The organism is Sulfurimonas hongkongensis, assembly GCF_000445475.1.
Lineage (GTDB): Bacteria > Campylobacterota > Campylobacteria > Campylobacterales > Sulfurimonadaceae > Sulfurimonas > Sulfurimonas hongkongensis.
The window spans coordinates 23,463-48,133 of the sequence record NZ_AUPZ01000013.1; the positions used below are offsets into that span (position 1 = coordinate 23,463).

21 protein-coding genes are annotated in these 24,671 nt (G+C 34.9%); 15 read left to right on the forward strand and 6 right to left on the reverse strand.

The genetic code is table 11. The features are described from left to right. Window positions 1-107: 107 nt before the first annotated feature. Window positions 108-674: an elongation factor P gene (gene efp / locus M947_RS20470; RefSeq protein ID WP_021288010.1), complete on the reverse strand. Its 567-nt coding sequence runs from the start codon at window positions 672-674 to the stop codon at window positions 108-110. A gap of 185 nt (window positions 675-859) precedes the next feature. Between efp and M947_RS0112060 the strand changes: the two genes are divergently transcribed. From M947_RS0112060 to tgt, 7 genes are read left to right on the forward strand one after another with little or no spacing between them, the layout of a single operon-like run. Further along, the gene (locus M947_RS0112060; RefSeq protein ID WP_021288011.1) at window positions 860-1,276 is read left to right on the forward strand and encodes a FixH family protein; all 417 of its coding nucleotides are present in this window, start codon (window positions 860-862) and stop codon (window positions 1,274-1,276) included. Window positions 1,277-1,285: 9 nt separating this feature from the next. Further along, on the forward strand, window positions 1,286-2,464 hold the full coding sequence (locus M947_RS20475) for a TolC family protein (protein WP_021288012.1): 1,179 nt from the start codon (window positions 1,286-1,288) through the stop codon (window positions 2,462-2,464). Continuing rightward, window positions 2,461-3,423, forward strand: coding sequence for an efflux RND transporter periplasmic adaptor subunit (locus M947_RS20480; RefSeq protein WP_021288013.1), 963 nt, complete (start codon window positions 2,461-2,463; stop codon window positions 3,421-3,423). The genes M947_RS20475 and M947_RS20480 overlap by 4 nt, the downstream gene beginning before the upstream one ends. 3 nt (window positions 3,424-3,426) lie before the next feature. Beyond that, on the forward strand, window positions 3,427-6,474 hold the full coding sequence (locus M947_RS20485; RefSeq protein WP_021288014.1) for an efflux RND transporter permease subunit: 3,048 nt from the start codon (window positions 3,427-3,429) through the stop codon (window positions 6,472-6,474). Between the two features lie 12 nt (window positions 6,475-6,486). Further along, the gene (locus M947_RS20490; protein WP_021288015.1) at window positions 6,487-7,140 is read left to right on the forward strand and encodes a response regulator transcription factor; all 654 of its coding nucleotides are present in this window, start codon (window positions 6,487-6,489) and stop codon (window positions 7,138-7,140) included. Continuing rightward, window positions 7,115-8,278: a sensor histidine kinase gene (locus tag M947_RS20495; RefSeq protein WP_021288016.1), complete on the forward strand. Its 1,164-nt coding sequence runs from the start codon at window positions 7,115-7,117 to the stop codon at window positions 8,276-8,278. Before M947_RS20490 ends, M947_RS20495 begins: the two co-directional genes overlap by 26 nt. Before the next feature lie 42 nt (window positions 8,279-8,320). After that, window positions 8,321-9,442: a tRNA guanosine(34) transglycosylase Tgt gene (gene tgt / locus M947_RS20500; protein ID WP_021288017.1), complete on the forward strand. Its 1,122-nt coding sequence runs from the start codon at window positions 8,321-8,323 to the stop codon at window positions 9,440-9,442. A 23-nt stretch (window positions 9,443-9,465) separates the two neighbouring features. On the opposite strand, the gene M947_RS20505 is transcribed toward tgt, so the two are convergent. After that, the gene (locus M947_RS20505) at window positions 9,466-10,056 is read right to left on the reverse strand and encodes a class II aldolase and adducin N-terminal domain-containing protein (protein ID WP_021288018.1); all 591 of its coding nucleotides are present in this window, start codon (window positions 10,054-10,056) and stop codon (window positions 9,466-9,468) included. A 4-nt stretch (window positions 10,057-10,060) separates the two neighbouring features. Continuing rightward, window positions 10,061-11,182, reverse strand: a complete 1,122-nt coding sequence (gene dnaJ / locus M947_RS20510) for a molecular chaperone DnaJ (protein WP_021288019.1) — start codon at window positions 11,180-11,182, stop codon at window positions 10,061-10,063. 83 nt (window positions 11,183-11,265) lie between these two features. Here dnaJ and mltA point away from each other — a divergent pair, with 83 nt between their 5' ends. From mltA to M947_RS20525, 3 genes are read left to right on the forward strand one after another with little or no spacing between them, the layout of a single operon-like run. Then, a complete protein-coding gene (gene mltA, locus M947_RS20515) occupies window positions 11,266-12,345 on the forward strand; it encodes a murein transglycosylase A (RefSeq protein ID WP_021288020.1) in 1,080 nt (359 codons plus the stop codon). After that, window positions 12,342-12,911, forward strand: a complete 570-nt coding sequence (recR, locus tag M947_RS20520; protein ID WP_021288021.1) for a recombination mediator RecR — start codon at window positions 12,342-12,344, stop codon at window positions 12,909-12,911. Before mltA ends, recR begins: the two co-directional genes overlap by 4 nt. 2 nt (window positions 12,912-12,913) lie before the next feature. Then, window positions 12,914-13,822: a phospholipase A gene (locus M947_RS20525; RefSeq protein WP_021288022.1), complete on the forward strand. Its 909-nt coding sequence runs from the start codon at window positions 12,914-12,916 to the stop codon at window positions 13,820-13,822. Here M947_RS20525 and M947_RS20530 read toward each other — a convergent pair. After that, the gene (locus M947_RS20530) at window positions 13,814-15,367 is read right to left on the reverse strand and encodes a SulP family inorganic anion transporter (RefSeq protein WP_021288023.1); all 1,554 of its coding nucleotides are present in this window, start codon (window positions 15,365-15,367) and stop codon (window positions 13,814-13,816) included. The two genes, M947_RS20525 and M947_RS20530, sit on opposite strands and share 9 nt — an antisense overlap. A 316-nt stretch (window positions 15,368-15,683) precedes the next feature. On the opposite strand from M947_RS20530, the gene abc-f reads away from it, so the two are divergent. Then, complete coding sequence (gene abc-f, locus M947_RS20535) at window positions 15,684-17,630, forward strand: ribosomal protection-like ABC-F family protein (protein WP_021288024.1); 1,947 nt, start codon at window positions 15,684-15,686, stop codon at window positions 17,628-17,630. 32 nt (window positions 17,631-17,662) lie between these two features. Here abc-f and M947_RS20540 read toward each other — a convergent pair whose 3' ends face one another. Then, a complete protein-coding gene (locus M947_RS20540) occupies window positions 17,663-19,012 on the reverse strand; it encodes a class II 3-deoxy-7-phosphoheptulonate synthase (protein ID WP_021288025.1) in 1,350 nt (449 codons plus the stop codon). Between the two features lie 156 nt (window positions 19,013-19,168). Here M947_RS20540 and M947_RS20545 point away from each other — a divergent pair, with 156 nt between their 5' ends. From M947_RS20545 to lysS, 4 genes are all read left to right on the forward strand, one after another. Continuing rightward, on the forward strand, window positions 19,169-20,083 hold the full coding sequence (locus tag M947_RS20545) for a GGDEF domain-containing protein (RefSeq protein WP_021288026.1): 915 nt from the start codon (window positions 19,169-19,171) through the stop codon (window positions 20,081-20,083). Continuing rightward, window positions 20,084-20,749, forward strand: coding sequence for a CvpA family protein (locus tag M947_RS20550; RefSeq protein ID WP_021288027.1), 666 nt, complete (start codon window positions 20,084-20,086; stop codon window positions 20,747-20,749). Continuing rightward, the gene (locus M947_RS20555) at window positions 20,730-21,212 is read left to right on the forward strand and encodes a Fur family transcriptional regulator (RefSeq protein ID WP_021288028.1); all 483 of its coding nucleotides are present in this window, start codon (window positions 20,730-20,732) and stop codon (window positions 21,210-21,212) included. The genes M947_RS20550 and M947_RS20555 overlap by 20 nt, the downstream gene beginning before the upstream one ends. A 240-nt stretch (window positions 21,213-21,452) precedes the next feature. Next, on the forward strand, window positions 21,453-22,967 hold the full coding sequence (gene lysS / locus M947_RS20560) for a lysine--tRNA ligase (protein ID WP_021288029.1): 1,515 nt from the start codon (window positions 21,453-21,455) through the stop codon (window positions 22,965-22,967). Window positions 22,968-23,020: 53 nt separating this feature from the next. Here lysS and M947_RS20565 read toward each other — a convergent pair whose 3' ends face one another. Next, window positions 23,021-24,502, reverse strand: a complete 1,482-nt coding sequence (locus tag M947_RS20565) for a sensor histidine kinase (protein ID WP_021288030.1) — start codon at window positions 24,500-24,502, stop codon at window positions 23,021-23,023. Window positions 24,503-24,671: the final 169 nt, after the last annotated feature.

Below are 24,671 nucleotides of genomic sequence, written 5' to 3' on the forward strand. Positions count from 1 at the left end.
GTTATAGGGCATCTTCTAGAGACCCTATTTTATTTTAAGTGATTATAGTTAATTTATCTTAATATGAAGTAATACAGCTCTCACCAAAGTAAGAGCTAAAAAGAAACTTATTTTACTTTCTCTAGATACTCTCCATCTACTGTGTTTACTCGTATGAGGTCACCCTCTAAAACATGGTAAGGAATTTGAACAACTGCACCAGTCTCTAGTGTTGCAGGTTTTTTACTTCCGCTTGAAGTATCGCCTTTAAAGTTTGGAGGAGTCTCTGTAACTATAAGCTCCATTACTTCAGGAGCAGCAACAGATATTGCATTTCCTTTGTAAAAAATTATATCCACATTTACACCATCTTTGAACCACTTTGAAGCATCATCGCACTGCTCATACGAAAGACCAAGTTGGTCATAAGTGTCGTTATCCATAAACTGATACATCTCACCATCATCATAAAGATACTGCATAGTTTTATAGTCAATTACTGGAACTTCAAACTTATCTCCAGCGTGAACAGTCTTCTCAACTACCTTACCATTTAAAAAACTCTTCGCTTTCATACGAACAAAAGCCGCACCTTTTCCTGGTTTTACATGTTGAAACTCTACTACTTTACAAGGAACTTCGCCTACTATTAAGCGAACACCTTTTTTTATATCACCCATCCCGACAGTTGCCATCAATCTTCTCCTTAATGGTGTAATTATTATATTTTAGTGCAACTTTACAATAAAGATGCAAATATCTAGTTTAAGCACTATTTATAAAGCTTCTCACAATCTTGTGTAAAAATGCATATAAATACTACACGATTACTACACACTCAAAGATGTATACTCATAAAAATAAGAAAATTGGAGACAAAATGAAAAAGATTATAATTAGCTTGCTTGTGATTTCAAGTTTGGCATTTGGTGCTGGTTTTATGGATATGAAAGATAGTAAAGATTTGCATATCATGATCTCAAGCGATAAGGTTTTAAGCGAGGGCGACAATATGATTGTGGTTGAGTTAAACCGTGGTGGACATGATGGAGAAAAAGTAGATGCAAAGGATGTTCGCATCAAGTTTTTTATGCCAGAAATGCCAGGGATGCCTTACATGGAGTCAAAAGATATTTGTAAAAAAGTCTCTTCTTACTTTGAGTGCAACATCAACTTCCCAATGAATGGAACGTGGCAATATCAGATCTTTATTAAAGACAATAAAGGAACTGACTATAAACAAAGAGGGAGTGTGAACTTAGGTCAAGCATCAAGTTCTAATCACTCACACCACTAGGATTTAAAAATGAAAATGCTAAAACTTTTACTACTGCCGCTTCTTTGTTTTTCTCTTGAGTTTGATGAGATGATAGAAGTTGCACTTCAAAAATCGCCACAAGTTTTGGCAAAGTATGAAAAAGTTTTAGCCTCTAGACACGCTATAGATGCCGAGGTTGTTTATAAAAACCCCATCATCAGCATAGGTGTCAATGATATGCCACTAAACGACAATTTTTTTAAAAGAGATATAGAGTCTATGCAGACCCAGTTTATTGGCATCTCTCAAGAGTTTGAGACCTTTGGTAAACTAGATCTAAAAGAGTCAATGCTTAGAGTTGATACTCTTATCTTAGAGTATGAGCTAGAAGATTTGAGGATTGAGCTCTATAAAAAAATCGCCCTCTTAGTTGAAGAGATATACACAAAAGAGTCCATCTTAGAAATTGTAGAGCAAAGAAAAGCAAATTTGAGAGTACTTCTTAACTACTATGAAAGAAGTGTAAGTCTTAGTGATTCACTTAAAGTAAGTGTAGAACTAAGTCGAAAAATCTTTAAGCTTGAGGATGAGAGTTTTGAGCTCAAAGATGAGATAACCTCACTAAAACATGAGTTTAAATATCTTAGCTCACAAGAGTTTAGAGATGTAAAGCGTGCAAAAATAGATGATGATTTTAGAGATGATGGCTTAAAAAACTCTCCAGCAGCTAAAATCTTAGAGCTTCGCACAAAACGATTTGAACTACAAAGCACTTTAGAACAAAGAAAAAAATACTCAAACATTACTCTAAGTATGAGCTATAACAACCGTCAAAACTTTGATGACTATCTCTCATTTTCTACCTCTTTTGCACTTCCTATCTATGGAGCTGAAGATGCAAAGGTTAAAGTTGCAAAAGCAGGAGCCTCAGAAGCTTTGCAAAAACAGAGTGATTTTCACAAAAGCAGAGTTAGCCTTTTTCACAAAAACAAAAAAAGAGTGGAATATCTCAAAAAAAGACTTATGAGTCTTGAGGATTTACAGCAACGTTACACCGAGTTAGAGGCTTACGAAAACTCAAGCATTGCAAGTTCTATAACACTAGAGAAAAAGATAGAAAATGAAAATCTACTCTTAGAATTAAAAGTGCAAAAATTAAGATACTTCCTTGACAAAAAAAGAGCCGAATTTGAGCTTTACTACATCACAAAAGAGAGTCTATCATGAAGATAATAATTTTAATACTTCTTTTAGTTTTTACTTCAAACGCTAAAACATTTGAGCAAGCTTTTAACATCAAAACAACAAAAGCAAAATTTCAAACTAAAAAAGTGACAAATAGCTACTATGCTACCACTTCCTATGATGAGAGCCGCATCTATGAAGTAAGTCTAAGGTTTGATGGCTTTATAGAGACGCTATATGCGGATGAGCTTTACAAGAGTTTTAAAGTTGGTGATAAGCTCTTTAATATCTACTCAAAAGAGATATTTACTCTAAAAAATGAGCTTAACTCATCTAGCGACTTTAAAAAGGTCCAAGATACAATTTTGCAAAAGCTAAGACTCTATGAGTTAGACAGTAAGGCGATAGATTCAAAAGGAGAAACAGTATCTATAAAGAGCAAATTCAGCGGCCTTGTCATAGAAAAAAATGTCTTTAAAGGCTCATTTGTCAAAGCTGGCTCTACTCTTTTTAAGATTGCAGATAGCTCAAAGATGTGGGTGATTGCTAAAGTCTACCAAAAAGATATAGCATTTGTTAAAGAGGGGATGAGTGCGAGTGTAAATATCGAAGGGTTTAATCAACCAATAGATGCAAAGGTAAGCAAAATATATCCAAAGATAAACAAAGAAGACCTGAGCTTTGATGTAAGAGTTGATTTGGATAACAAAGATGCAAAAATATTTCCAGATATGTTTGCAAAAGTCAGCATCTCTAAAGATATAAAAGAGGTTCTAACTCTCCCAAAAGAGGCAATTATAAAAAGAGACGGCAAGTTTTATGTCTTTACAAAAGTCTCCAAAACAGAGTATGAACCAAAAGAAGTAGATGCAAAATATATAGGCGAATATTATGAGATATTTAGCGGGATAAACGAGGATACAGAAGTTGTTGTAAATGCACTGTTTCTACTAGATAGTGATGCACAGACAAACGGATACTATATGAGTGAGGAGTGGTAAAAAATGATTGAAAGAGTCATAGATTTTAGTTCTAAAAATATCTTTTTAGTTCTTCTTATCTCAGTTTTACTAACTACCATAAGTCTCATAAGCATCAAAAATCTCTCACTTGATGCCCTACCCGACTTGTCTCCGCCACAAGTGATTTTGCAAGTCTCATACAAGGGACAATCCCCAAAAATTATAGAAGAGCAGGTCTCCTATCCACTTATTAGCTCGCTTATGTCGCTTCCAGATATCAAAACCATAAGAGCGATGAGTAGTTTTGAGAACTCTCTTATATATATCATCTTTAAAGATAGCACTGATATCTACGACGCAAGAAGCAGAATCCTAGAGCAACTCTCCTCCATCATCCCAACTCTTCCAAATGAGGCAAAGGTTAGTATGGGTCCAGATGCTACTGGAGTTGGCTGGGCTTACCAGTACATTTTAAAGTCTGATAAACTAAACCTATCTGAGCTTAGGGACTATCAAGACTATTACCTAAAATATGGGCTCTTAGGAGTAGATGGAGTTAGTGAAGTAGCCGCTGTTGGTGGTTTTGTTAAGAGTTACCAACTCTTAGTAGACCAAGATAAAATGGTAAAACATAACATTGGCATAAATGAAATCATAAACGCTCTAAGAGAAAACAACCAAGATATAGGCGGAGGCGTACTTTTAGAAAATGGTTATGAAAATATCATACAAGCTCGTGGATATGCAAAAAGCATAGCTGACTTAGAAAATATCACTCTTAAAGTTAATGGAGTTTTACCACTAAAACTAAAAGATATAGCAGAGGTTAGGGAAGTACCAGAGCCTAGACGTGGAGTGGCTGATTTTAATGGAGAGGGTGAAGTAGTAGGCGGTATAGTTCTAGTTAGATACAAAGAAAACACCTATGAAGTGTTGCAAAAGATAAAAGCAAAGATAGCAACCCTGCAAAGTGAAGATGTAGAGATTGTAACTGCTTATGATAGAAGTAAACTCATAGACAGAGCCATCGATACTCTTAAGCGAACACTTATAGAGGAGTCCATCATTGTTATCATTATCATTGCACTCTTTTTGTTTCACGCAAGAAGTGCTCTTATTGTCATTATCGTACTTCCTTTAACTGTACTTTTTAGTTTTGCTCTTATGAGCTTTTTTGATATTGGCTCAAATATCATGAGTTTAGGTGGAATCGCTATTGCCATTGGTGCGATGGTAGATGCTTCTATCGTGATGATAGAGAATGCTCACAAGCATCTAAGTAAGAGTGATGGCTCAAAAAGCACAAAAGAGATAATCATAGAGTCTTCAAAACAGGTTGGACGACCTATCTTTTTTGCACTCATTTTAATCGTAGTCTCATTTTTACCAATCTTCGCACTTGAAGGTCAAGAAGCACGACTTTTCTCACCACTAGCTTTTACTAAGACCTTTGCAATGCTAGTAGGAGCACTACTATCCATCACACTTGTTCCAGTTTTGATGCTCTTTTTCATAAAAGGAGAGATAAAAGAAGAGAATAAAAACCCAATAAATAGATTTTTTATCTCTATCTATATGCCTTTGTTAAAATTTGCTCTAAAATTTAAGTATGTTATTTTAGCTCTTAGCATTGTTGGTATAGCTTATCTTTTTCCACTTTATAATGCTCAAAAATGGGAGTTTATGCCAGTGCTTAATGAGCAGGATTTTATGTATATGCCTGTTACTCCTTATGGCATCAGCGTAGAGCTTGCAAAAGACCTTACACATGAGACAAGCAAAATCATCAAGAGTTTTCCAGAAGTCGATACTGTTTTTGGTAAAGCTGGTCGAGCCAATAGTTCAACAGATCCTGCTCCACTTGCCATGATTGAGACAATCATTACTTTTAAAGATAAATCCCTTTGGAGAGAGGGAATGACTTATGAGAGACTTATGAGCGATATGGACGAAGCACTCAAAATTAAAGGACTTATAAACTCATGGACCTATCCTATACGAGGTAGGATAGATATGCTTCTAACGGGGATAAGAACACCTCTTGGCATAAAGCTCTATGGAGATGATAATGAGGTCTTAGAGGAGTTAGCATCTAAGATAGAGCAAAGATTAAAAAACCTAGAACTTACTCAAAATATCTCCGCAGATAAGTCAAACAGCGGATACTTTTTAAACATAGACATAAAGCAAGATGCCCTTGCAAGGTATGAACTTAACAAAAAAGAGATACTAGATACTATCTCTTTTGGAGTTGGAGGGATTGGAGTTGGGACTTTTGTTGATGGACTCAAACGTCACTCCATCTCTATGAGAGTAGACTCTTCTCAAAGAGATTCTATTGAGAGTATAAGAGAGCTAAAGGTAAAGACTAAACTTGGATTTTTACCTCTAAATATCTTTGCAGATGTAGAGTTTAGTGAGGGTGCAAGTGTAATAAAGAGCGAGAAAGGTATGAGAGTCTCATTTGTCTACATCACTCCAAAAAGCGGTGTAAGCTCAGAGGAGTATAAAAATGCTGCAAAAGAGGTTATCAAGGGTATTGATTTTCCTTCTTCTTACTACTATGAGTTTGCAGGAGAGAGTGAGTATTTAGAATCAGCAAAGAAGAGACTCACACTTATAGTCCCCATAGTTGTTTTGTCAATCTTTGTTCTTATTTATTTCGCTCTAAGAGATTTAACAAACTCTTTGATAGTCTTTTTTACGCTTCCTTTTGCCATACTTGGAGGGCTCCTTTATATAGACTATCTTGGATTTAACCTCTCAGTAGCTTTGGTAGTTGGATTTTTAGCCCTTTTAGGAATTGCAGCTGAGACTGCCATTGTTATGATTATATATCTTCAAGAAGCCGTAGAGGAGAAAACATCGACTTTTAAAGAGTCCATCATAAGAGGTTCTGCTCTTAGGCTTCGTCCAAAACTTATGACAGTTTTTTCCATACTAGGCGGACTTATCCCCATCATGTATATAGATGGAGTTGGTAGTGAAGTGATGCAAAGAATCGCAGCACCGATGATAGGAGGAATAGTTACTTCGGCAATCTTAACTCTTTTTCTCATTCCCATCTTATACTCTCTAAGAAAAAGATAGTACAATATAGGGATGAAGATACTACTTTTAGAAGATGATATCATCCTTAGTGAGATTGTTTTTGAGCATCTAAATGAGCAAGGCTTTGAGGTAGATTTAGTTTATGATGGAGAGGATGCTTATGATAAGATTTTAAGCAGTTCATATGACCTTCTGCTTCTTGATGTAAATGTTCCGACTCTTGATGGATTTGAGCTTCTAAAGTTACTAAAAGAGCAGAGTATTACAACTCCTACTATATTTATAACTTCCTTAGAGAGTGCAAAAGATTTAAAAAGAGGTTTTGATTTAGGTTGTGATGATTACCTCAAAAAACCTTTTGAGCTTTTAGAGCTTGACACAAGAGTCAACTACATCCTAAAATCTCTTCAAAACACAAAAATTAGCATAGATGATAAAAGATACCTTGATAGACTCACATATGAGCTTGTAGATTGTGACAAAAGAGTAAAGCTCTCTAACAAAGAGTTTAAAATCATAGAGTATTTTCTTAGGCACAAAGATAGCATCATTAGCCATCAAGAGCTTATAGCTAACATTTGGCTAGAGTCTCAAATCCCTAGTGAAGCAACTATCAGAACTTATATAAAAAACATAAGAGCAGCTTTAGGAAAAGACTTTATCACTACTATAAAAGGAGTTGGCTATAGAGTTAACTGCAAGTGAGAAAAAGTCGCTTTATGGCTTTTTAGGGCTATACCTTGGCTCATCCATACTACTTATCTTTTTTATGGCTATAAGTTTTTATGGTTATGAATCAAAGAGCATCGAAGCTATAAAAAAAGAGAAAATGTACTCACTCTCTTCACATATCTCATCTAAAATCATCACTTCATATATGAATGATGAACCTCTCTTAGTTAAAGAAGTTGATGGTTTTGAGATATCACTTTATGATGAAAATAAAAATCTAATCCTAGGCAAAGAGTTAAAAGATGCGAAATTTGAAGAAGGTTTTTATACAAGTGCAGAGTTTGAATATTTAGTAGATCTAAGCCCACAGATGCATCATGGAGTAAAATATCTCATAACAAAAAGTATAAAAAAAGATGATGAACGCTTAAATCTTATAAAGAACATTCTCTTAATCTCTTTTTCTTCCATCTTTGCCATAGTCGTAGTTGGCTACTTTTTAACAAAAATGTTTTTAAAGCCCATACAAAATGAGAGAGTAAAGCTAGACAAGTTTATAAAAGATTCAACTCATGAACTAAACACTCCCATCACTGCCATCCTTATGAGTGTTGAGAGACTTAAAAAACAAAATATTGATGAGAAAATTCTCCAAAGAGTAGAGATAAGTTCAAAAAGAGTTCAGAAAATCTATGCGGATTTGACCTACTTGCTTTTAGAAGATAACCTCAATGTGATAAAGAGCATAAACCTAAAAGAAGCCCTACTTGGCGAACTTACTCTCTATGAAGATTTAGCACTTAAAAAGTCTATCACAATAGAAAAAGAGTTAGAAGATGTATATATCTCCATCGATGAGTCAAGTGTGCAAAGACTCTTTAGTAACCTACTCTCAAATGCCATCAAGTACAACAAAAATAACGGTATCATTAAAATTTCTTTAACAAAAGATCTCTTTAGCATAACAAACACAAGTGAGAACATAAGTAAAGCCTCTCAAGATAAAATATTTCAGAGATACTATAGACATAACAAACATGAGGGCGGTTTTGGGATAGGTTTAGACATAGTAAAAAGAGTCTCACAGATGTATAACCTTGAGATAGAACTAAGCTCAAATGAGTCCGTGACTGAGATAAAACTTCACCTAAACGCCTCTCTTATAAAATGATATAATGTCAAAAATTTAAAACATTTCAGGATAAAAAAACTCATGGATTTTAAAATAGATGCTACTTCAAAAAATGCCCGTGCTTGTACTATAAAAACAGCTCACTCAACCATCAAAACACCAGTTTTTATGCCAGTTGGAACGCTTGGAAGCATCAAGGCTCTTGATATGCAAGATGTGCTCGAGACTTTAGGTGCTGATATAATTTTAGCAAATACTTATCATATGTATCTTCGCCCTGGTGATAAGACAGTTGCAAAGATGGGCAAACTTCATGGTTTTACTACATTTTTTAAGAGTTTTTTAACAGATAGTGGAGGATTTCAAGCTTTCTCACTAAGCGATATCTCAAAACCAAAGGCTGATGGCATAGAGTTCCGTTCTCATATAGATGGCTCAAAACACTTCTTTACGCCAAAAAAAGTTATAGACATCCAAAACAATCTCGGCTCTGATATCATGATGGTTTTAGATGATCTTGTAGCACTCCCTGCTTCACAAGAGCGGATAAAACTTAGTATCGAGAGAACTACAGAGTGGGCAAGAGAGAGTATTGAGTATTTTAGACAAAAACAAGAGAGTGGCATCGGTGTAGAGCAAAATATCTTTGCCATTATCCAAGGTGGAACTGACAAGTCCTTTAGAGAAAAAAGTGCAAAAGAGCTATGCGAACTTGATTTTGATGGTTTTGCTATTGGCGGGCTCTCTGTAGGTGAACTCAACAATGAGATGTATGACACGGTTGAGCACACAACACAGTTTATGCCAAAAGAGAAGCCTCGATACCTGATGGGCGTTGGAACACCCGAAGATTTGATAGAAAATATAGACAGAGGCATCGATATGTTTGACTGCGTTATGCCTACAAGAAACGCAAGAAATGGAACTCTTTTTACATCCTTTGGAAAGCTAAATATCAAAGGTGCAAGTTTTAAAGAAGATAAAACGCCGATTGATCCTGAGTGCAGGTGCCTAACTTGTCAAAGATACTCAAGAGCTTACTTAAACCATCTCTTTCGCTCACGTGAGATAACATACTTTCGTCTTGCAACTCTGCATAACCTGCACTACTATCTAAACCTAATGAGAGAAGCTAGAGAGGCAATCTTAGAAGATAGATATGATGAATTTAAATCTGAATTTTATAAAAAAAGAGAGGCTTGAAAATTAGGCACAAAATAAAATGTCTAGTCAAAGTTAAAATCTTTTTGTGAACCATCAAGCATAAGAAGTCTACAACTTCTCTCTAGGATGGCTAGTTTTTTTGCCATCTCATGCACATCTCTATTAAATGAGTAAACTCCATAACCTCTTATGACCATTATATTTGTTTTTTTTGTTTGAAAGTAGTAGGCTATCTCACTCTGTGCTCTTTCATACCAGTCTTCAAACTGCTTTGGATCTACTACCTCAACAGAGCCTAACTCCTTAAAACCGAAGTAGTCTTTTGGAGTTATATGACTATGCTCTAGCGAGTAGGCAGTTGTAAATGGTGGCATTGTAAAAGAGACGAACTTTGCATCAGAGATTTGCGAGTAGATGCTAAAGTGTATTTTAGCATCCATACTCGCTTGGTTCCATCTGTAATCTTTTTTAAAGTAAAGCTCTATCAAAGCTGACTCATCTAAAGCATCAAAAACTGCTTCTTTTGTATTTATAAGAAACCTATTTGACTCTGTTTTTGCAGATAGAGATCCATGATAGATGCCAAAGAAGTCTTTTCTAAACATAGAGAGTGCAAGAGTTGAGAGTTTCTCTTTTAAGAGTTGTCGGTTCATAATTTTACTTAAACCAGCTTTTCATCTTCTCTATAGCAGAATCAAGCACGCTCTCATGTGGTTTAGACTCTATGCCAAAAGAGTCTTGAAGCTTCTTAAGTAACTCTTTTTGTTCATCATTTAGTTTTTTAGGATAAGAGATATTTACTTGAGCTATCAAGTTCCCTTTTCCGTGACCATGCACATCTTCTACACCTTCTCCTCTAAAAGTAAAGTGTTGTTTGTCTTTTGTTCCAACATCTAGCTTTAACTCCAACTCACCTCTAAGGGATGGGATAGTAAGTGTTTCTCCAGTTACAGCTTGAGTGAAAAATACAGGAATAGCGATGTAGACATCATTTCCATCTCTTTGAAAATGTTTATCTGGCTTTACTCCAAAAGTAACATAGAGATCACCACGCATACCTTTTTTACTGATATTTCCTTTGCCAGAGACTCTTAGGCGATTACCCTCATCTATACCTTTTGGTATCTTTATGCTAACACTCTCTTGAACTTCCTCATAACCCCTGCCCTTACAGCTACTACAAGCATCAGCCACAGAACTTCCAGTTCCTTGACAAAGGGGACAAGTTTGAGAAAAAGTCATAAAGCCCTGTTTCATATATACTTGACCTTGACCCTTACACTGAGGACAAGTTGAGAGTTTTGCATCTTTTGCACCAGTTCCTTTACAAGGTTTACACGCTTTTTTATAAGTAAACTCTATCTCTTTTTCACATCCAAAAATAGCTTCATTAAATGAGATGTACATATCAACATTCATGTCAAGTGGATATTTATCCATATCTGCTGGGTTTTGACGACGACTTCGTCCACCTCCAAAACCGCTAAACATCTCTTCAAACATCGAGCCTAAATCATCAAAACCACCAGATGAGTGACCTCTACCACCCATCCCTTGAAGTCCCTCTTTACCATAACGGTCATAAATACTTCTTTGTTTATCATCACTTAAACACTGATATGCTTCATTGCATAGTTTAAACTTTTGTTCAGCCTCTTTATCACCTGCATTTTTATCAGGATGGTACTCTTTAGCGAGTCTTCTGTAAGCTTTTTTTATAGTAGTTTTATCGGCATCCTTACTTACTTCAAGTATCTCATAATAACTCATATCTTGCATAGTTTATAATATCCTAACAAATAAAATTTTCGCAATTATATCGTTTTTAATTTAATATATGTATAATTGCCCTCATGAGACAAATGACTATTTTATTACTTAGCCTCTCCTTGTTTTTTTGGGGATGTTCTAAAAAACCACATATCAAAATTAAAGAGTTACCAAACACCTACTTAAGCGAGTCTAGCTTTGATGAGCTACAAGGGTGGGAGAGCGAAAACCATCAAGAAGCACTCAATAGCTTTATAAACAACTGCAAAAGCGAAAAAACACAAGAGATTTATGGCTTGCTTTGTCAAAGGGCAAGAGTGGCAAGAGATGCCAAGAATTTTTTTGAGTCTAAGTTTAATGTTTACATGGTTATGCCAGAAGATGCTAATGACAAAGGACTACTCACAGGTTACTATGAGCCTACTTTAAGAGCCTCACTTACAAAAAAAGAGCCATATATCTATCCTATATACGAAGAACCAAAAGACCTTATAAGTGTTGAACTCTCTAGTATTTATGAAGACTTAAAAAAGTATAGACTAAGAGGTCGTCTAGAGGGAAACAGGTTAGTTCCGTACTATCCCAGAGAAGAGAGTGACAAGATAGATGCAGAGGTCATTTGTTATAGTGATTCTAAGCTTGATATCTTTTTTTTAGAGATTCAAGGCTCAGGGCGAGTTGAGTTAGATGATGGCGAGAATATCTATGTCGGCTATGCAAATCAAAATGGTCATAAGTATAACTCTATAGGAAAATACCTTATAGACCAAGGTGAAATAAAGCGTGAAGATATGTCGATGCAAAGCATAAGAGCGTGGCTAAAGAAAAATCCAAACAGGGTTGATGAAGTCCTAAACTATAACAACTCACTTGTTTTTTTTCAAAAAAAACCACACAGTGCATCTGGAGCTTTGGGGCTTGTTTTAGAACCTATGCGCTCTATTGCAGTTGATCCAAATAAGATACCACTAGGAAGTATGCTCTTTTTAAAATCAAAGATAGATGATAAAGATATAAATAGAGTTGTGATGGCTCAAGATGTAGGTGGAGCTATAAAAGGCACGCTTAGAGCTGATATGTTTTTTGGTTCAGGCGAAGATGCAAGGCTTAGTGCTGGGCATCTTATATCGCCTCTATCCTTATGGATACTTCTACCAAAGGAGACTAAATGAAGCACTCTTTAGATAAGTTTAACCGTCTAGTCGATGCTCTTGAAGAGTTACCTACTATTGGTAAAAAATCTGCAACAAGACTGGCTTATCATATGCTTATAAAAGATAGCTTTGTTGGGATGAAAATCTCTCACAGCATAGAAGAAGCACTAGGATGCCTCAAAAAATGCACTAAATGTGGTGGTATGACAGAAGATGAGTTATGTTTTATCTGCTCAGATGAAAGAAGAGATGCAAGCACACTTTGTATTATAGAAAATGCAAAAGATATACTGCTTTTTGAAGATAATGGACTCTTTGATGGCAGATATTTTGTGCTAGATTCACTAGAAGAGCTTAGCATCTCAAACCTCTTAAAGATTGTCGAGGGTGGAGTAAGTGAGATAATCTTCGCCCTTACCCCTTCTATTGCAAATGATGCCATTATGATGTATATAGAAGATAAACTAAGTTCATTTAAGATAAATTTTTCCAAAATTGCTCAAGGTGTACCTACTGGTGTAAGTTTAGAAAACATAGATATATTATCGCTCACTAGAGCCATAGAAGATAGAGTAAAGGTTTAGATATGAAGCATATTTTAGTTTTAATTTTTTTAGTTTTAAGTGCTATTGCTTCTAAAATAGATAGCAAAAAAGGTATAGAAGTTGAGAGTTATGATATTACAAATATAAGTGATGAAGTCTCAAAAAAAAGCATGCAGAGGTGGCTAAATGAAGATTTTGGATTAATGCCACATAAAGCAAACTATCTCTTGCCAATGGGATATAGAAGCGGTGGTGATTATAAATCTTATGTTCCAACGGATAATTATAAAAGTACAGAGTCAGAAATTCAAGTAAGTCTTAAACTCTACCTTGGAACAAATTTTTTAGGGTTTGATGAGAGTTACTATTTGGCATATTCGCATCTAGCATTTTGGCAAACATATGCAGAGTCGTCTCCATTTAGAGAGACTAACTACACACCTGAGGCTTTTGTAGAGTTTCCTATTAAAAACGAAGACTCATATTTTAACCTTAAGTCTGTAAAAGCAGGTATAGCACACACTTCAAATGGTCAAGGAAGTAATGAGGGTGTTGACTATATTGATCCCAGTAAAAATCCAGGAAATCGCTCAAGAAATATTAATCTTTTATACACAGAACTATCTTTTCAACATGAAACACTTCTTGCAGAGCTAAGGCTATCTGTACCACTCCCAGGGACTGCCAATGATGATGATAATCCAGATATAATGGACTATCTTGGATATACATCTATAAAATTTAACTACTTCTTAGGTGAGCACATGTTTACCCTTATGGCTAGAGGAAATGTTGTAACAGGGTATGGAGCAGTAGAGTCAACATATTCATATCCACTTATAGACGATGCTTACTTTTATACAAAAATATTTTGCGGCTATGGAGAGAGTCTTATAGACTATAACAACAATATAACTAAGTTTTCTATAGGTTTTAGTTTTTCAAGATAAATAATAGCTAGCTTCACTCATACTTGCATAAAACTCTACTTTATCTAACACATGAGTTTTGTTTAGCTTTAAAAGTTGAGCTTTATCATGCTCTTTTGCTAGGATGATAATTTTAATGCCTCTTTTTTCTAGTTTTGCTATAAGATTTTTTAGTGTAAACATGGCTGTTAAGTCCATAAAAGGAACATCTAAAATGTCTATGATAACTATTTTAGTGTCTAAAATAGCATATGCTTTGTTCTCAAAAGCAGTACTTGAGCCAAAGAAAAAAGCACCATTTATTTTTATAACTCTTATCTTTTTCTGCGCCAAATCTAACTTATGGGACTCATCTTTGCTTGCAACATCTACTAAACTTATCTCCGACTCTTTTGTAATTCTATAGACTATAAGTAGTGACGCTAAGACTATACCGACTCCAACAGCAGCTATTAAGTCTACAAAAACTGTAGTAAAAAAGACTACAAGCATAACGCTCAAATCTTGCTTAGGAGCTTCTTTATAGATGGAAATAAACCTATAATCAAGTATATCAATCCCCACTTTTACAAGAATCCCAGCAAGTATTGCAAGTGGAATTTGTGATGCTAAGGGTGCTAAAAAAAGAACTATTAAAAGAAGAGTGATGGAGTGAATCATCCCAGAGATTTTATGAGTGGCTCCACTTTTTATATTTAAAACAGTCCTCATAGTAGCTCCAGCACCAGGAAGAGAGCCTGTTAATGCACAGAGTGAGTTTCCTATACCTTGACCTATAAGCTCTCTGTTTGGCTTGTGTTTAACCCCAGTTATAGAGTCCGCTACTATGGATGTAAGAAGTGTATCCATAGAGCCAAGAACTGCGAGTGTGAATGCTAGAGAAAGGATAGTGCTGTAGTGTGAGAAATCTATTGATGGCATAATAAATGATGGTATAGCCAGTGAAATCTCACCTATGGTATCAACTTCTAAACCAAAATAAACACTAAGAGGAGTCAAAACTCCTAAGGCGATTAGCGGAGTAGGTAGGATTTTATTTATCTTTGAAGGTATAAAAAACATAATAAGAAGAGTAGCACTAGAGAGTATAAAAGCACTAAAGTTTATGCTTAAAATGTTTGATGGAAGTAAAAGAAGTGTATCTATGATGGAAGAGTTACTCTTAAGTCCTAAGTATGGGTTTATTTGTAAAATTATAATAATTATACCAATTCCACTCATAAAACCAGAAATAACAGGATATGGAATGTACTGAATAAATTTACCAATCTTTGATATGCCAAAGATTATTTGAAATATTCCAGCTAAGAGTATAGTAGTAACAATAAGTCCTAAATCAGCATTTAGACTAACTAGTGCCGCTGCGATCACTACAGTCATAGGTCCAGTTGGACCTGAAATTTGAGTAGGAGTTCCACCAAAAAGAGATGCAAAAAAGCCTAAAATAATGGCACCATAAATTCCTGCACTAGCACCTAAACCACTAGATACTCCAAATGCTAAAGCTAAGGGTAAAGCAATAACAGCAACACTAATACCACCAAAAATATTTTCTTTAATTTTCAACTTTTAATCCATTTAGATATTTGAGGCATTATATATCTATATTCTTTAATAAAACTAAAAAAGCAAAAACTTCTACTACAACAACTAAAAACTGTCAAAGACTTTAAAATAGGCAGACATAAGATGCTCTATCCAAATCCATAAAACACTTTTTATTTAACAAAGAGTCTATAGAGTTTCCTTCTAAATCAACGTAGACAATAATGAGATAAAAAATATCTTTCGTGAGTATTTTACAAATTATTAACAAAGTACTTATTAATCAACATCTCGCTATCATTCGTACAAATCCAAACTTAAAGAAAAACATACAAACATGGCATTAATAGACCTACAAAACATTTCAAAACACTACTCCGCTCAAAAGATTTTAACAGATGTGAATTTTCATATAGATGAGGGAGAACGTATTGTTATCATCGGTAAAAATGGTAGTGGTAAATCTACTCTTATGAAGATTATCCACGGCTCTCTTATGCAAGATGCGGGGGAGAGAATTGCTAAGAGTGATCTTGAAGTCAAGATGCTAGACCAAAGACCAAACTTTAAAGAGGGTCATAGTGTAAGAGAAGCTGTTGAAGATGGGCTTAGTGAACTAAATAATGCTAAAAAGAGATATAATGAACTCTCGCTGCTCTTAGCCGATGAGTATGAGAACAAAAAACTCCTAGATGAGTATGAAAAACTCTCAAGCTATTTAGACCATCACAACGCTTGGAACTTAGATGACAAGATAGAGAGAATTATCCAACACTTTGACCTTGTGCAGTATGAGGACAGACCTGTAGCACTGCTTAGCGGTGGCGAGCAAAGACGAGTCGCCCTAGCCTCACTTCTGCTTCAAAAACCAGATGTTTTACTTCTTGATGAGCCAACTAACCACCTCGATGTTTATATGGTTGAGTTTTTAGAAGAGCTGATTTTAAGAGAAAAATTTACACTTGTTTTTATCTCTCACGATAGATATTTTATAGACAATATTGCAACAAAGAGTATAGAGGTTCAAGATTGCTCACTTAGAGAGTATAGCGGTGGATATAGCGACTACTTGACGCAAAAAGAGGAGTACATAAGAACGCTTGAAAAACAGCATGAGAATCTTCTTGATGTGCTAAAGAGAGAAAATGAGTGGTTTGCTAGAGGTGTTCGGGCAAGACTTAAGAGAAATGAGGGTCGAAAAGAGAGGTTGATGGCTCTAAGAGAGGAAGCAAAAGTAAATCCTGCAAAGATAAAAAAGATGTCACTAGAGCTTCAAAGAGAGGCAAAACACTTTAACCGAGATAAGAGCATCAACAAACAAAAGATGCTCTTTGAGGTTAAAAATCTAAGCTTAACTCTAGGAAATAAAGAGCTACTAAAAGACTTTACAACTACCATACTTCAAAAAGATGTTATAGCCATAGTTGGACCAAACGGAAGTGGCAAATCAACACTTCTAAAAGCACTTTTAGGCAGAGTTGAGCCTACAAGTGGCGTTATAAAAAGAGGCGAATTTAAAGTAGGATACTTTGACCAACATCGTGAGATGCTAGATGACGACAAAAACCTTATAGAGACATTTTGCCCAAATGGTGGAGATAGAGTCAGTGTTAGAGGAAGAGATATGCATGTCTATGGATATCTTAAAAACTTCCTCTTTCCTAGAGAGTTTTTAGACAAAAAGGTAGGAACTCTAAGTGGTGGAGAGAAAAACCGCATAGCATTAGCACTTCTTTTTACTAAAAATGTTGATATTCTCATACTAGATGAGCCAACAAATGACCTAGATATTCCAACTATAAACATCCTAGAAGAGCAACTCACAAACTTTAGCGGTGCTGTTATCATTGTAAGTCATGATAGGTATTTTGTAGACAAGATTGCAAAAAAACTCTTTATCTTTAAAGACGATAAACGCATCGAAGAGTCGTATCAGCAATATAGTGAATATCTCGAGCTTGAAAAAGAGCTTGGCGAGCTAGATGCTATGCAAAATGAGACTACAAAGATAAAAGAGACCACAGTTCAAAAAGAGGAAAAACCAAAAAAACTAAAGCTTACTTTTAAAGAAAAAATAGCCTTAGAAAAACTTCCTCTTGAGATAGAAGAACTTGAAGGGTTGATGGAAGAGAAGAACAAGTACTTAGCCGACCCAAAATGCTATGAAGAGATAGGCATAACAGCCCTCGCATCGGAGCTTAAAAAACTAGAAGAGGCTTATGAGCAAAAAGTTGAAGAGCTGTTAACTATAGAAGAAAAAGTAGAAGAGATAGAATCGCCCTAGGTATGAGAAAATTCATACCTAAACGTGTGAAGCTATTGCTTAGACTCTTTTAGCGTATCTGCTATTAAAAATGCAAGTTCTAAAGATTGATTTGCATTTAGTCTTGGGTCACAGTGAGTGTGGTAGCGAGAGCTTAAGTCTTCTTCTGTTACCATAAATGAGCCACCAATACACTCTGTTACATTTTTACCAGTCATCTCTAAGTGAACTCCACCCGCTATTGTTCCCTCAGCACGATGCACTTGAAAAAATTGTTTCATCTCAGTAAGTACTGCATCTACTGGGCGAGTTTTAAAGTTTGTAGATGATTTTATAGTGTTACCATGCATTGGATCACAGCTCCAAAGCACTTTCATCCCCTCTTTTTCAACTGCGCGAATCAGTTTTGGCATACCCTCGCCTACTTTGTTTGCACCCATTCTAACTATGATATTTAATCTTCCTGCTTCATTTTCGGGATTTAACTTTTGACATAGCCTAATAAGATCTTCTGGCTCCATGCTAGGTCCAGCTTTAACACCTATTGGGTTTTTAACACCACTTAGATACTCAACATGAGCACCATCTATCTGGCGAGTTCTATCTCCTATCCAGAGCATATGTGCAGAGGTATCGTACCAGTCTCCGCTTATTGAGTCTTTTCTAGTAAAAGCCTCTTCAAAAGGGAGCAAAAGTGCCTCGTGTGAAGTGTAAAAATCTGTCTCACCTAGACTTCTAAATGTTTTAGAGTTTATCCCGCAAGCTTGCATAAACTTTAGTGAATTTTCTATCTCTTGAGCTAATTGTTCATACTTTTGTGAAACCTCAGTTTTGTTAGTAAAGGCTAAGTTCCACTTGTGAACTTGATGCAAGTCTGCCATGCCACCAGTTGCAAAAGCACGAAGAAGATTTTGCGTAGCTGCTGCTTGGTTATAAGCTCTTATCATTCTCTTTGGGTCTGGAGTACGAGCCTCGGCAGTAAATTCCATAGCGTTTATAATATCTCCACGGTAAGAATCAAGTGTAACGCCATCTAGTGTTTCAGTATCACTTGAGCGAGGTTTAGCAAACTGACCACCTAGACGACCAACTTTTACAACAGGAACTCCACCAGCATAAGTCATCACTACTGCCATCTGCATTAGTGCTTTAAATGTATCTCTGATACCATCAGCATGAAACTCGCTAAAACTCTCAGCACAGTCTCCACCTTGAAGCAAAAAAGCTTTTCCTTCAACTACACCTGCTAGCTGACTTTTTAATCTTTTTGCTTCTCCTGCAAAAACTAGAGGAGGATAGTTTTCTAACTCTCTTAAAACTCTCTCTAGCTCATCTTTATCTGGATAAGTTGGTTGTTGCAATATTGGTTTTTCTCTCCAACTTTTTGGATTCCAAGTACTCATAATAAAACCTTAAATATATAATTTTTTGCTATTTTACATAAAAATTCCTAAAATAGCTCTGATTGAGGTTAATATAGTGCTTTTCACTTATAATGAAAGCTTTTTTTATGCTTAGGTAAGTATAATACCACAATATTTTAACTAGGATATCTCTAAATGCAAAAAGATGAACTAATATCTCTGGCAAATGAAATGTGCAAAGAACTCTCCACTATTATTGACCAACAAGAGAGTGCATCAAAAGAGCAAATAGCAAACTACTTAAAAGAATCTGCTCAGATCATCATGGATATAGACGATAAAGATATAACTAGTAAAGGTTTTGTAGAGTCACTTTTTCAAAATGCCTATAAAGAGATAGCAGACAAAAGTCTGTCTTCTTACGCAAACACAAATCAAAAAATAGAGAAGCTTACAAAACTTCATGAAAAAACTCTTGTAGAGTGTAATTCACAACATATAGACTTACCATCTCTTACAACAAAGTTCAATGAGATTCAACTTCATATGAGCGATGAAGTAAAAAAAGCAAATGAAATCATTACTCAACTAACAACACAGGTTAAAAATCTAGAAGAAAAATCAAATCTTGACTCACTTACAAAAGTTTTTAACAGACGAGCACTATCTTCGCATCTTAAAATGCTCTGCTCAAACAGTGACCTTCCTTATGAGTTTCATCTGCTTCTTTTAGATATTGATGACTTTAAAAGCATTAACGATAAGCACGGTCACTTAGCTGGAGACAAAGTTTTAATCTTTATAGCAAATATTTTGAAAAAAACACTAAGAGATGGCGATAAAGTCTTTAGATATGGTGGCGAAGAGTTTGTGATCATTCTAAATCGTATAGATGAACAACACTGCCTAAAAATAACGAAAAGACTTCTTGATATTGTTAGATCAAACAAACTGATATACAAGGGCGAAGGACTAAGAGTTACAATGAGTGTAGGTACTACTAAATATAGTGCAGGTGACACTCCAGACTCCATCATAGCAAGAGCTGACAAAGCTCTGTATAAAGCTAAAAGTAGTGGTAAAAATCAAATGGTTTCGGAACAAAAATAGATGGAATTTAACTATTTTGACTTAGTAGCATCGGTTATCATACTTTTGCTTGGCTTAAAAGGGATAATAAACGGATTTTTCAAAGAAGTTTTTGGTCTTATCGGAATTATCGGTGGTATCTTTGTAGCATCTCGCGTTGGAGATAGCGTAGGTGGAGCACTAAGTGATGCGATCTTTAAACTTGATAACAACGCGGCTATAAGCTTTTTAGGTTTTTTAGTAACACTAGGGGTCTTTTGGGTTTTTATGATTATGATAGGTTATATCTTTAAAAAACTAAGTCTTTTAAGTGGTCTTGGTATTTTTGATAGAATCTTAGGCTTTATTTTTGGTGCAAGTAAATTTTTTCTAATAGCCGCCGTAATTGCTCACGCTGCTTACAGCATAAAAGCTGTAAAATCTACCATAGAAGAGCCTATGCAAAATAGCTTTTTATTTCCTGTACTAGTTGAGACTGGCGCTTTTATTATGAAACTAGACCCAGTTGAGATAAGTGATGATATAAACCAAAGCATAAACAAAGTAACTAAACAAGTAACAGATAAGGTAAATTCGGAGGTAGATAAAAATATAAAAAACTCTACTGATGAAATAGTTGAGAAAACTAAAAAAAAGCTACAAGACAAGCTTGAAACAAAGGATGAAAATGTCAAAAGTAACAACTGACTTCGATGATAGAACCATCGAATATGAACAGCTTTTAAGTGACTTTAAAGCACTACTGAAAAAGAATTCTTTAAAGTTTACTATCCAAAGAGAAGTTATTTTAGAGACTCTTTATAACTCAGATGAGCATCTAACTCCAGAATCATTGCATCATCTCATACAAGAGAAATTTCCAGACTTAAATACAGGAATAGCTACAGTATACAGAACGCTATCTCTACTTGAAGATTCAAAGATGGTAACTTCACTATCTTTTGGTGCTCAAGGCAAAAAGTACGAACTAGGTGCGAAAAACCACCATGATCACTTTATCTGCACTCATTGCGGAAGTATTATGGAATTTGTAGATGAAGAGATAGAAAAAAGACAACACATCATAGCGGACGAGTTGGGATTTAAGATGCAAGACCACTCTATGCAAATCTATGGTATCTGTGCAAACTGCCAAGCTAAGAAGGTGTGAGACAGCTATAATATTCTCTTTGAAGTGGCGTTTTCTTCCAGAAAGTGGGACTGAAGTCCCACCCAAAAGACTTACAAATCGCATTTTGCTTTTAAAGTCGCACAAGGCGAGGCTGAAGCCTCACTTCCGAGTTCAAAACTCTGCTCTTTGAAAAAGAGCAAGCTTTAGTGCCACAGCGGCTAGCGTAATAAAATGGGCTTTGCTCATTTTATGTGATAAATAAAATAAAAAGGAAAAAGATTGGCTTTTGAGAACAAACTAATACAACAAAGAATAGAAAAAGCGCAAATATTAAAAGATGCTGGATTTAATCCATACGCTAATGATAATGCTAGAAGTACAACTATAAAAAAATATTTATATGTTAACTCAGATATAGAAGAAAAAGAGAATAAAAGAGATGAAAAACGCCACTACTGCATAAGCGGAAGAATAAAATTTTTTAGGATTATGGGAAAAGCAAGTTTTATAAAAATTGAAGACGAAAGCGGAATACTTCAAGCTTATGTAGCTAGGGATAATCTTCCTGATGGTTTTTACAATGACTTTTTCAAAAAACATTTTGAAGTTGGAGATATAGTTGAAGTTGGAGGCTTTCCTTTTATAACAGGGCAAGGGGAACTATCACTTCACGCTACTGAGATAAAAATGCTAACTAAATCTATCTCGCCACTGCCCGAAAAATTTCATGGTGTAACTGATAAAGAGATTAGATATAGAAAAAGATATCTTGACCTTATAATGAGTAGTGATGCTAGAAAAACATTTACTATTCGCTCTAAAGTTATCTCTTTAACTCGTCACTTTTTTGAAAACAAAGGCTTTTTAGAAGTAGAAACGCCTATGATGCACCCTATCCCTGGTGGTGCAAATGCTAAACCTTTTGTTACACATCATAATGCTCTTGGCATCGATAGATATCTAAGAATAGCTCCAGAACTCTACTTAAAAAGACTTATAGTCGGTGGTTTTGAAGCTGTATTTGAGATAAATAGGAACTTTAGAAATGAAGGTATGGATGCTACTCACAATCCTGAGTTTACTTCTATAGAGTTCTACTGGGCTTATAAAAACTATAAAGACCTTATAGAGATTACAAAAGAGTATTTTAAATATCTTTTTGAGCATTTAAGTCTTCCTAGTATTCTTCCATATGGCGAATTAGAAATAAACTTTGACAAGTTTAGTGAGGTTCCTCTCTTAGAGTCCCTTGTAACTATTGGTGAGGTTCCTCCAGATATTATTAAAGATAAAGAAAATATAATAACATATTTAAACGAAAGAAACTTTTCTGCAAATGCTGAGATGACTCTAGGTCAACTTCAAGGTGAACTCTTTGATGCCTTTGTTGAGAAAAAACTTATCAATCCCACTTTCATAACAGAGTATCCAGTTGAGATTTCTCCACTTGCAAGAAGATGTGATAAAAATCTAGATGTTACAGAGAGATTTGAACTTTTTATTGCTGGTCGTGAAATTTCAAATGCTTTTAGTGAGTTAAATGACCCTGTGGACCAGTATGAGAGATTTCAAGCTCAAGTACAAAACAAAGATGCTGGAGATGATGAAGCTCATGAAATGGATGAGGATTTCATTGAAGCACTAAGCTATGGAATGGCACCGTGCGCTGGGCAAGGTATAGGAATGGATAGACTTGTGATGCTACTTACAAATGAGCACTCCATTAGAGATGTACTTCTTTTTCCAGCTATGAAACCGATAAATAACGAAGAAAATATTTCAGAAGAAAAGTAGAGCTACAGCTACTAAAATTTTAAAATAAAAAGGGAAGAAAAAGCCATAAAAAGTTAAATATTTTTTTCTTCTTCCTTGGCCAAAGGAATTTTAATCACAAAGAGTGCACCCTCTTTAGAGTTATATACTTCTATAGTGCCGTTAAATCTTATCTCGACTATTGTTTTTGTTATAAAAAGTCCAAGTCCAGTACCTTGTGATGGATGCTTAGTTGTAAAATAAGCATCAAATATTTTATCAACAATGCCATCATCAAATCCTCCACCATTATCCTGGATTTTAATGATATTGTTTTTATCTTCAATCATACACTCTATAGTTATTTTTCCATTTTTTTTACCACTACCTACTATAGCATCTACGGCATTATGCAATATAACCAAAATAGCTTGCTCTATTTCACTGATAGACCCATAAGCAACAGACTCTTTATCCAAATTTACCTCAATTGATATTTTTTTGTTGTCAAACATACTATCTAGCAACTGCAAACTCTCTTCAACAGCCTTTTTAATGTAAAACTTCTTCATATTTTTTTTATCATAATCTTCATTAAGAAAATTTCTAAAAACATCAATCGTTTTTGACATAAACGCTACCTGATTGTCAATTTCTTCAAAAATTTTTTTCTGATATTTAAAATCAACTTCTCCCAACATGCTTTTGATAGTTAAATCACTAATGCAAAGTTGTACAACATTAAGGGGCTGTTTCCACTGATGGGCAATATTGCTAATCATCGTTCCCATTTCAATAAATCGTGATTGTTTAAGCAAAAAGGCATCTTTAGCTTTATTGTTTTCTTCTTCGATAGCCTTCTCTCTCATAGCATCATCAATATTCTGCTGCATTTGTTTAAATCCATTGACAATCTCAAATATAACATCATCTTTATTTAGGGTAAATTGTTTAAAAACAAGGTTATCTCCGGGCATATAGTCTTTGATCTCTGTAGCAATTCTACTCAACGGCATTAGCAAACCCTTTAACAATCGCATCTCCAAATAGAAATACAGGGTCAATATGATGGCAAAAAGAACCCCAGCAATAGTATATTTATTTGAAAGTTCTTTTAACATATAGTTACTATTGACAATTTCAAGAGTTCCCATAAAGTTTTTAGAAGAATCATCCTCTGGAGTGTAGATCTCTTTTTTATACTCTATATTATATGAATCTTCTGCAATATATTTTGATGTTTTACTCTCAGATACAAGCCTTCCATTCTTATCTTTAAAGGCGATATATTCAAGCTTGTAAACAATAAGCATCTGTTTTAAGAACTCATCCATCTCAGATCTATCTGCATGACTGTTTATAAAATACCATACACTTACCCTCGGGGATAATGATTCAGCAATTATTTCAATATGTGTCTTCTCAGATTGCATAAAAGTATCGTTAACAAGCTTATATATGAATATACCACCAGTAACTATTATCAACGATAGAGCAAAAACAATAAACATAAATAACTTTCGTTGCAAAGAGATAGCACTAAGTGATTTTATAAATTTTTTATGTAAAATAGTCATTCAAATACCGTATTTCTCTCTTCATTTATGCAAATGCAAGATTATAACATACTAAACAACAGACATTATTGGTAAAGTTTAAAATAATCAAACCCTTATTAATTTATAATCCTTCAAAGCATTCAATCCACAAAAATGAATAAAACCATTGCAAAATTTTATTCAGTCT

What these genes read in the sequence shown, in the direction of transcription:
- M947_RS20525 (WP_021288022.1), top strand. Translation starts at nt 12,914, where the DNA reads ATGAAGCATATTTTAGTTTTAATTTTTTTAGTTTTAAGTGCTATTGCT.
- M947_RS20485 (WP_021288014.1), top strand. Translation starts at nt 3,427, where the DNA reads ATGATTGAAAGAGTCATAGATTTTAGTTCTAAAAATATCTTTTTAGTT.
- M947_RS20475 (WP_021288012.1), top strand. Translation starts at nt 1,286, where the DNA reads ATGAAAATGCTAAAACTTTTACTACTGCCGCTTCTTTGTTTTTCTCTT.
- abc-f (WP_021288024.1), top strand. Translation starts at nt 15,684, where the DNA reads ATGGCATTAATAGACCTACAAAACATTTCAAAACACTACTCCGCTCAA.
- M947_RS20545 (WP_021288026.1), top strand. Translation starts at nt 19,169, where the DNA reads ATGCAAAAAGATGAACTAATATCTCTGGCAAATGAAATGTGCAAAGAA.
- M947_RS20565 (WP_021288030.1), bottom strand. Translation starts at nt 24,502, where the DNA reads ATGACTATTTTACATAAAAAATTTATAAAATCACTTAGTGCTATCTCT.
- dnaJ (WP_021288019.1), bottom strand. Translation starts at nt 11,182, where the DNA reads ATGCAAGATATGAGTTATTATGAGATACTTGAAGTAAGTAAGGATGCC.
- M947_RS20555 (WP_021288028.1), top strand. Translation starts at nt 20,730, where the DNA reads ATGTCAAAAGTAACAACTGACTTCGATGATAGAACCATCGAATATGAA.
- M947_RS20490 (WP_021288015.1), top strand. Translation starts at nt 6,487, where the DNA reads ATGAAGATACTACTTTTAGAAGATGATATCATCCTTAGTGAGATTGTT.
- M947_RS20505 (WP_021288018.1), bottom strand. Translation starts at nt 10,056, where the DNA reads ATGAACCGACAACTCTTAAAAGAGAAACTCTCAACTCTTGCACTCTCT.
- recR (WP_021288021.1), top strand. Translation starts at nt 12,342, where the DNA reads ATGAAGCACTCTTTAGATAAGTTTAACCGTCTAGTCGATGCTCTTGAA.
- tgt (WP_021288017.1), top strand. Translation starts at nt 8,321, where the DNA reads ATGGATTTTAAAATAGATGCTACTTCAAAAAATGCCCGTGCTTGTACT.
- M947_RS20550 (WP_021288027.1), top strand. Translation starts at nt 20,084, where the DNA reads ATGGAATTTAACTATTTTGACTTAGTAGCATCGGTTATCATACTTTTG.
- M947_RS0112060 (WP_021288011.1), top strand. Translation starts at nt 860, where the DNA reads ATGAAAAAGATTATAATTAGCTTGCTTGTGATTTCAAGTTTGGCATTT.
- M947_RS20540 (WP_021288025.1), bottom strand. Translation starts at nt 19,012, where the DNA reads ATGAGTACTTGGAATCCAAAAAGTTGGAGAGAAAAACCAATATTGCAA.
- M947_RS20480 (WP_021288013.1), top strand. Translation starts at nt 2,461, where the DNA reads ATGAAGATAATAATTTTAATACTTCTTTTAGTTTTTACTTCAAACGCT.
- mltA (WP_021288020.1), top strand. Translation starts at nt 11,266, where the DNA reads ATGACTATTTTATTACTTAGCCTCTCCTTGTTTTTTTGGGGATGTTCT.
- efp (WP_021288010.1), bottom strand. Translation starts at nt 674, where the DNA reads ATGGCAACTGTCGGGATGGGTGATATAAAAAAAGGTGTTCGCTTAATA.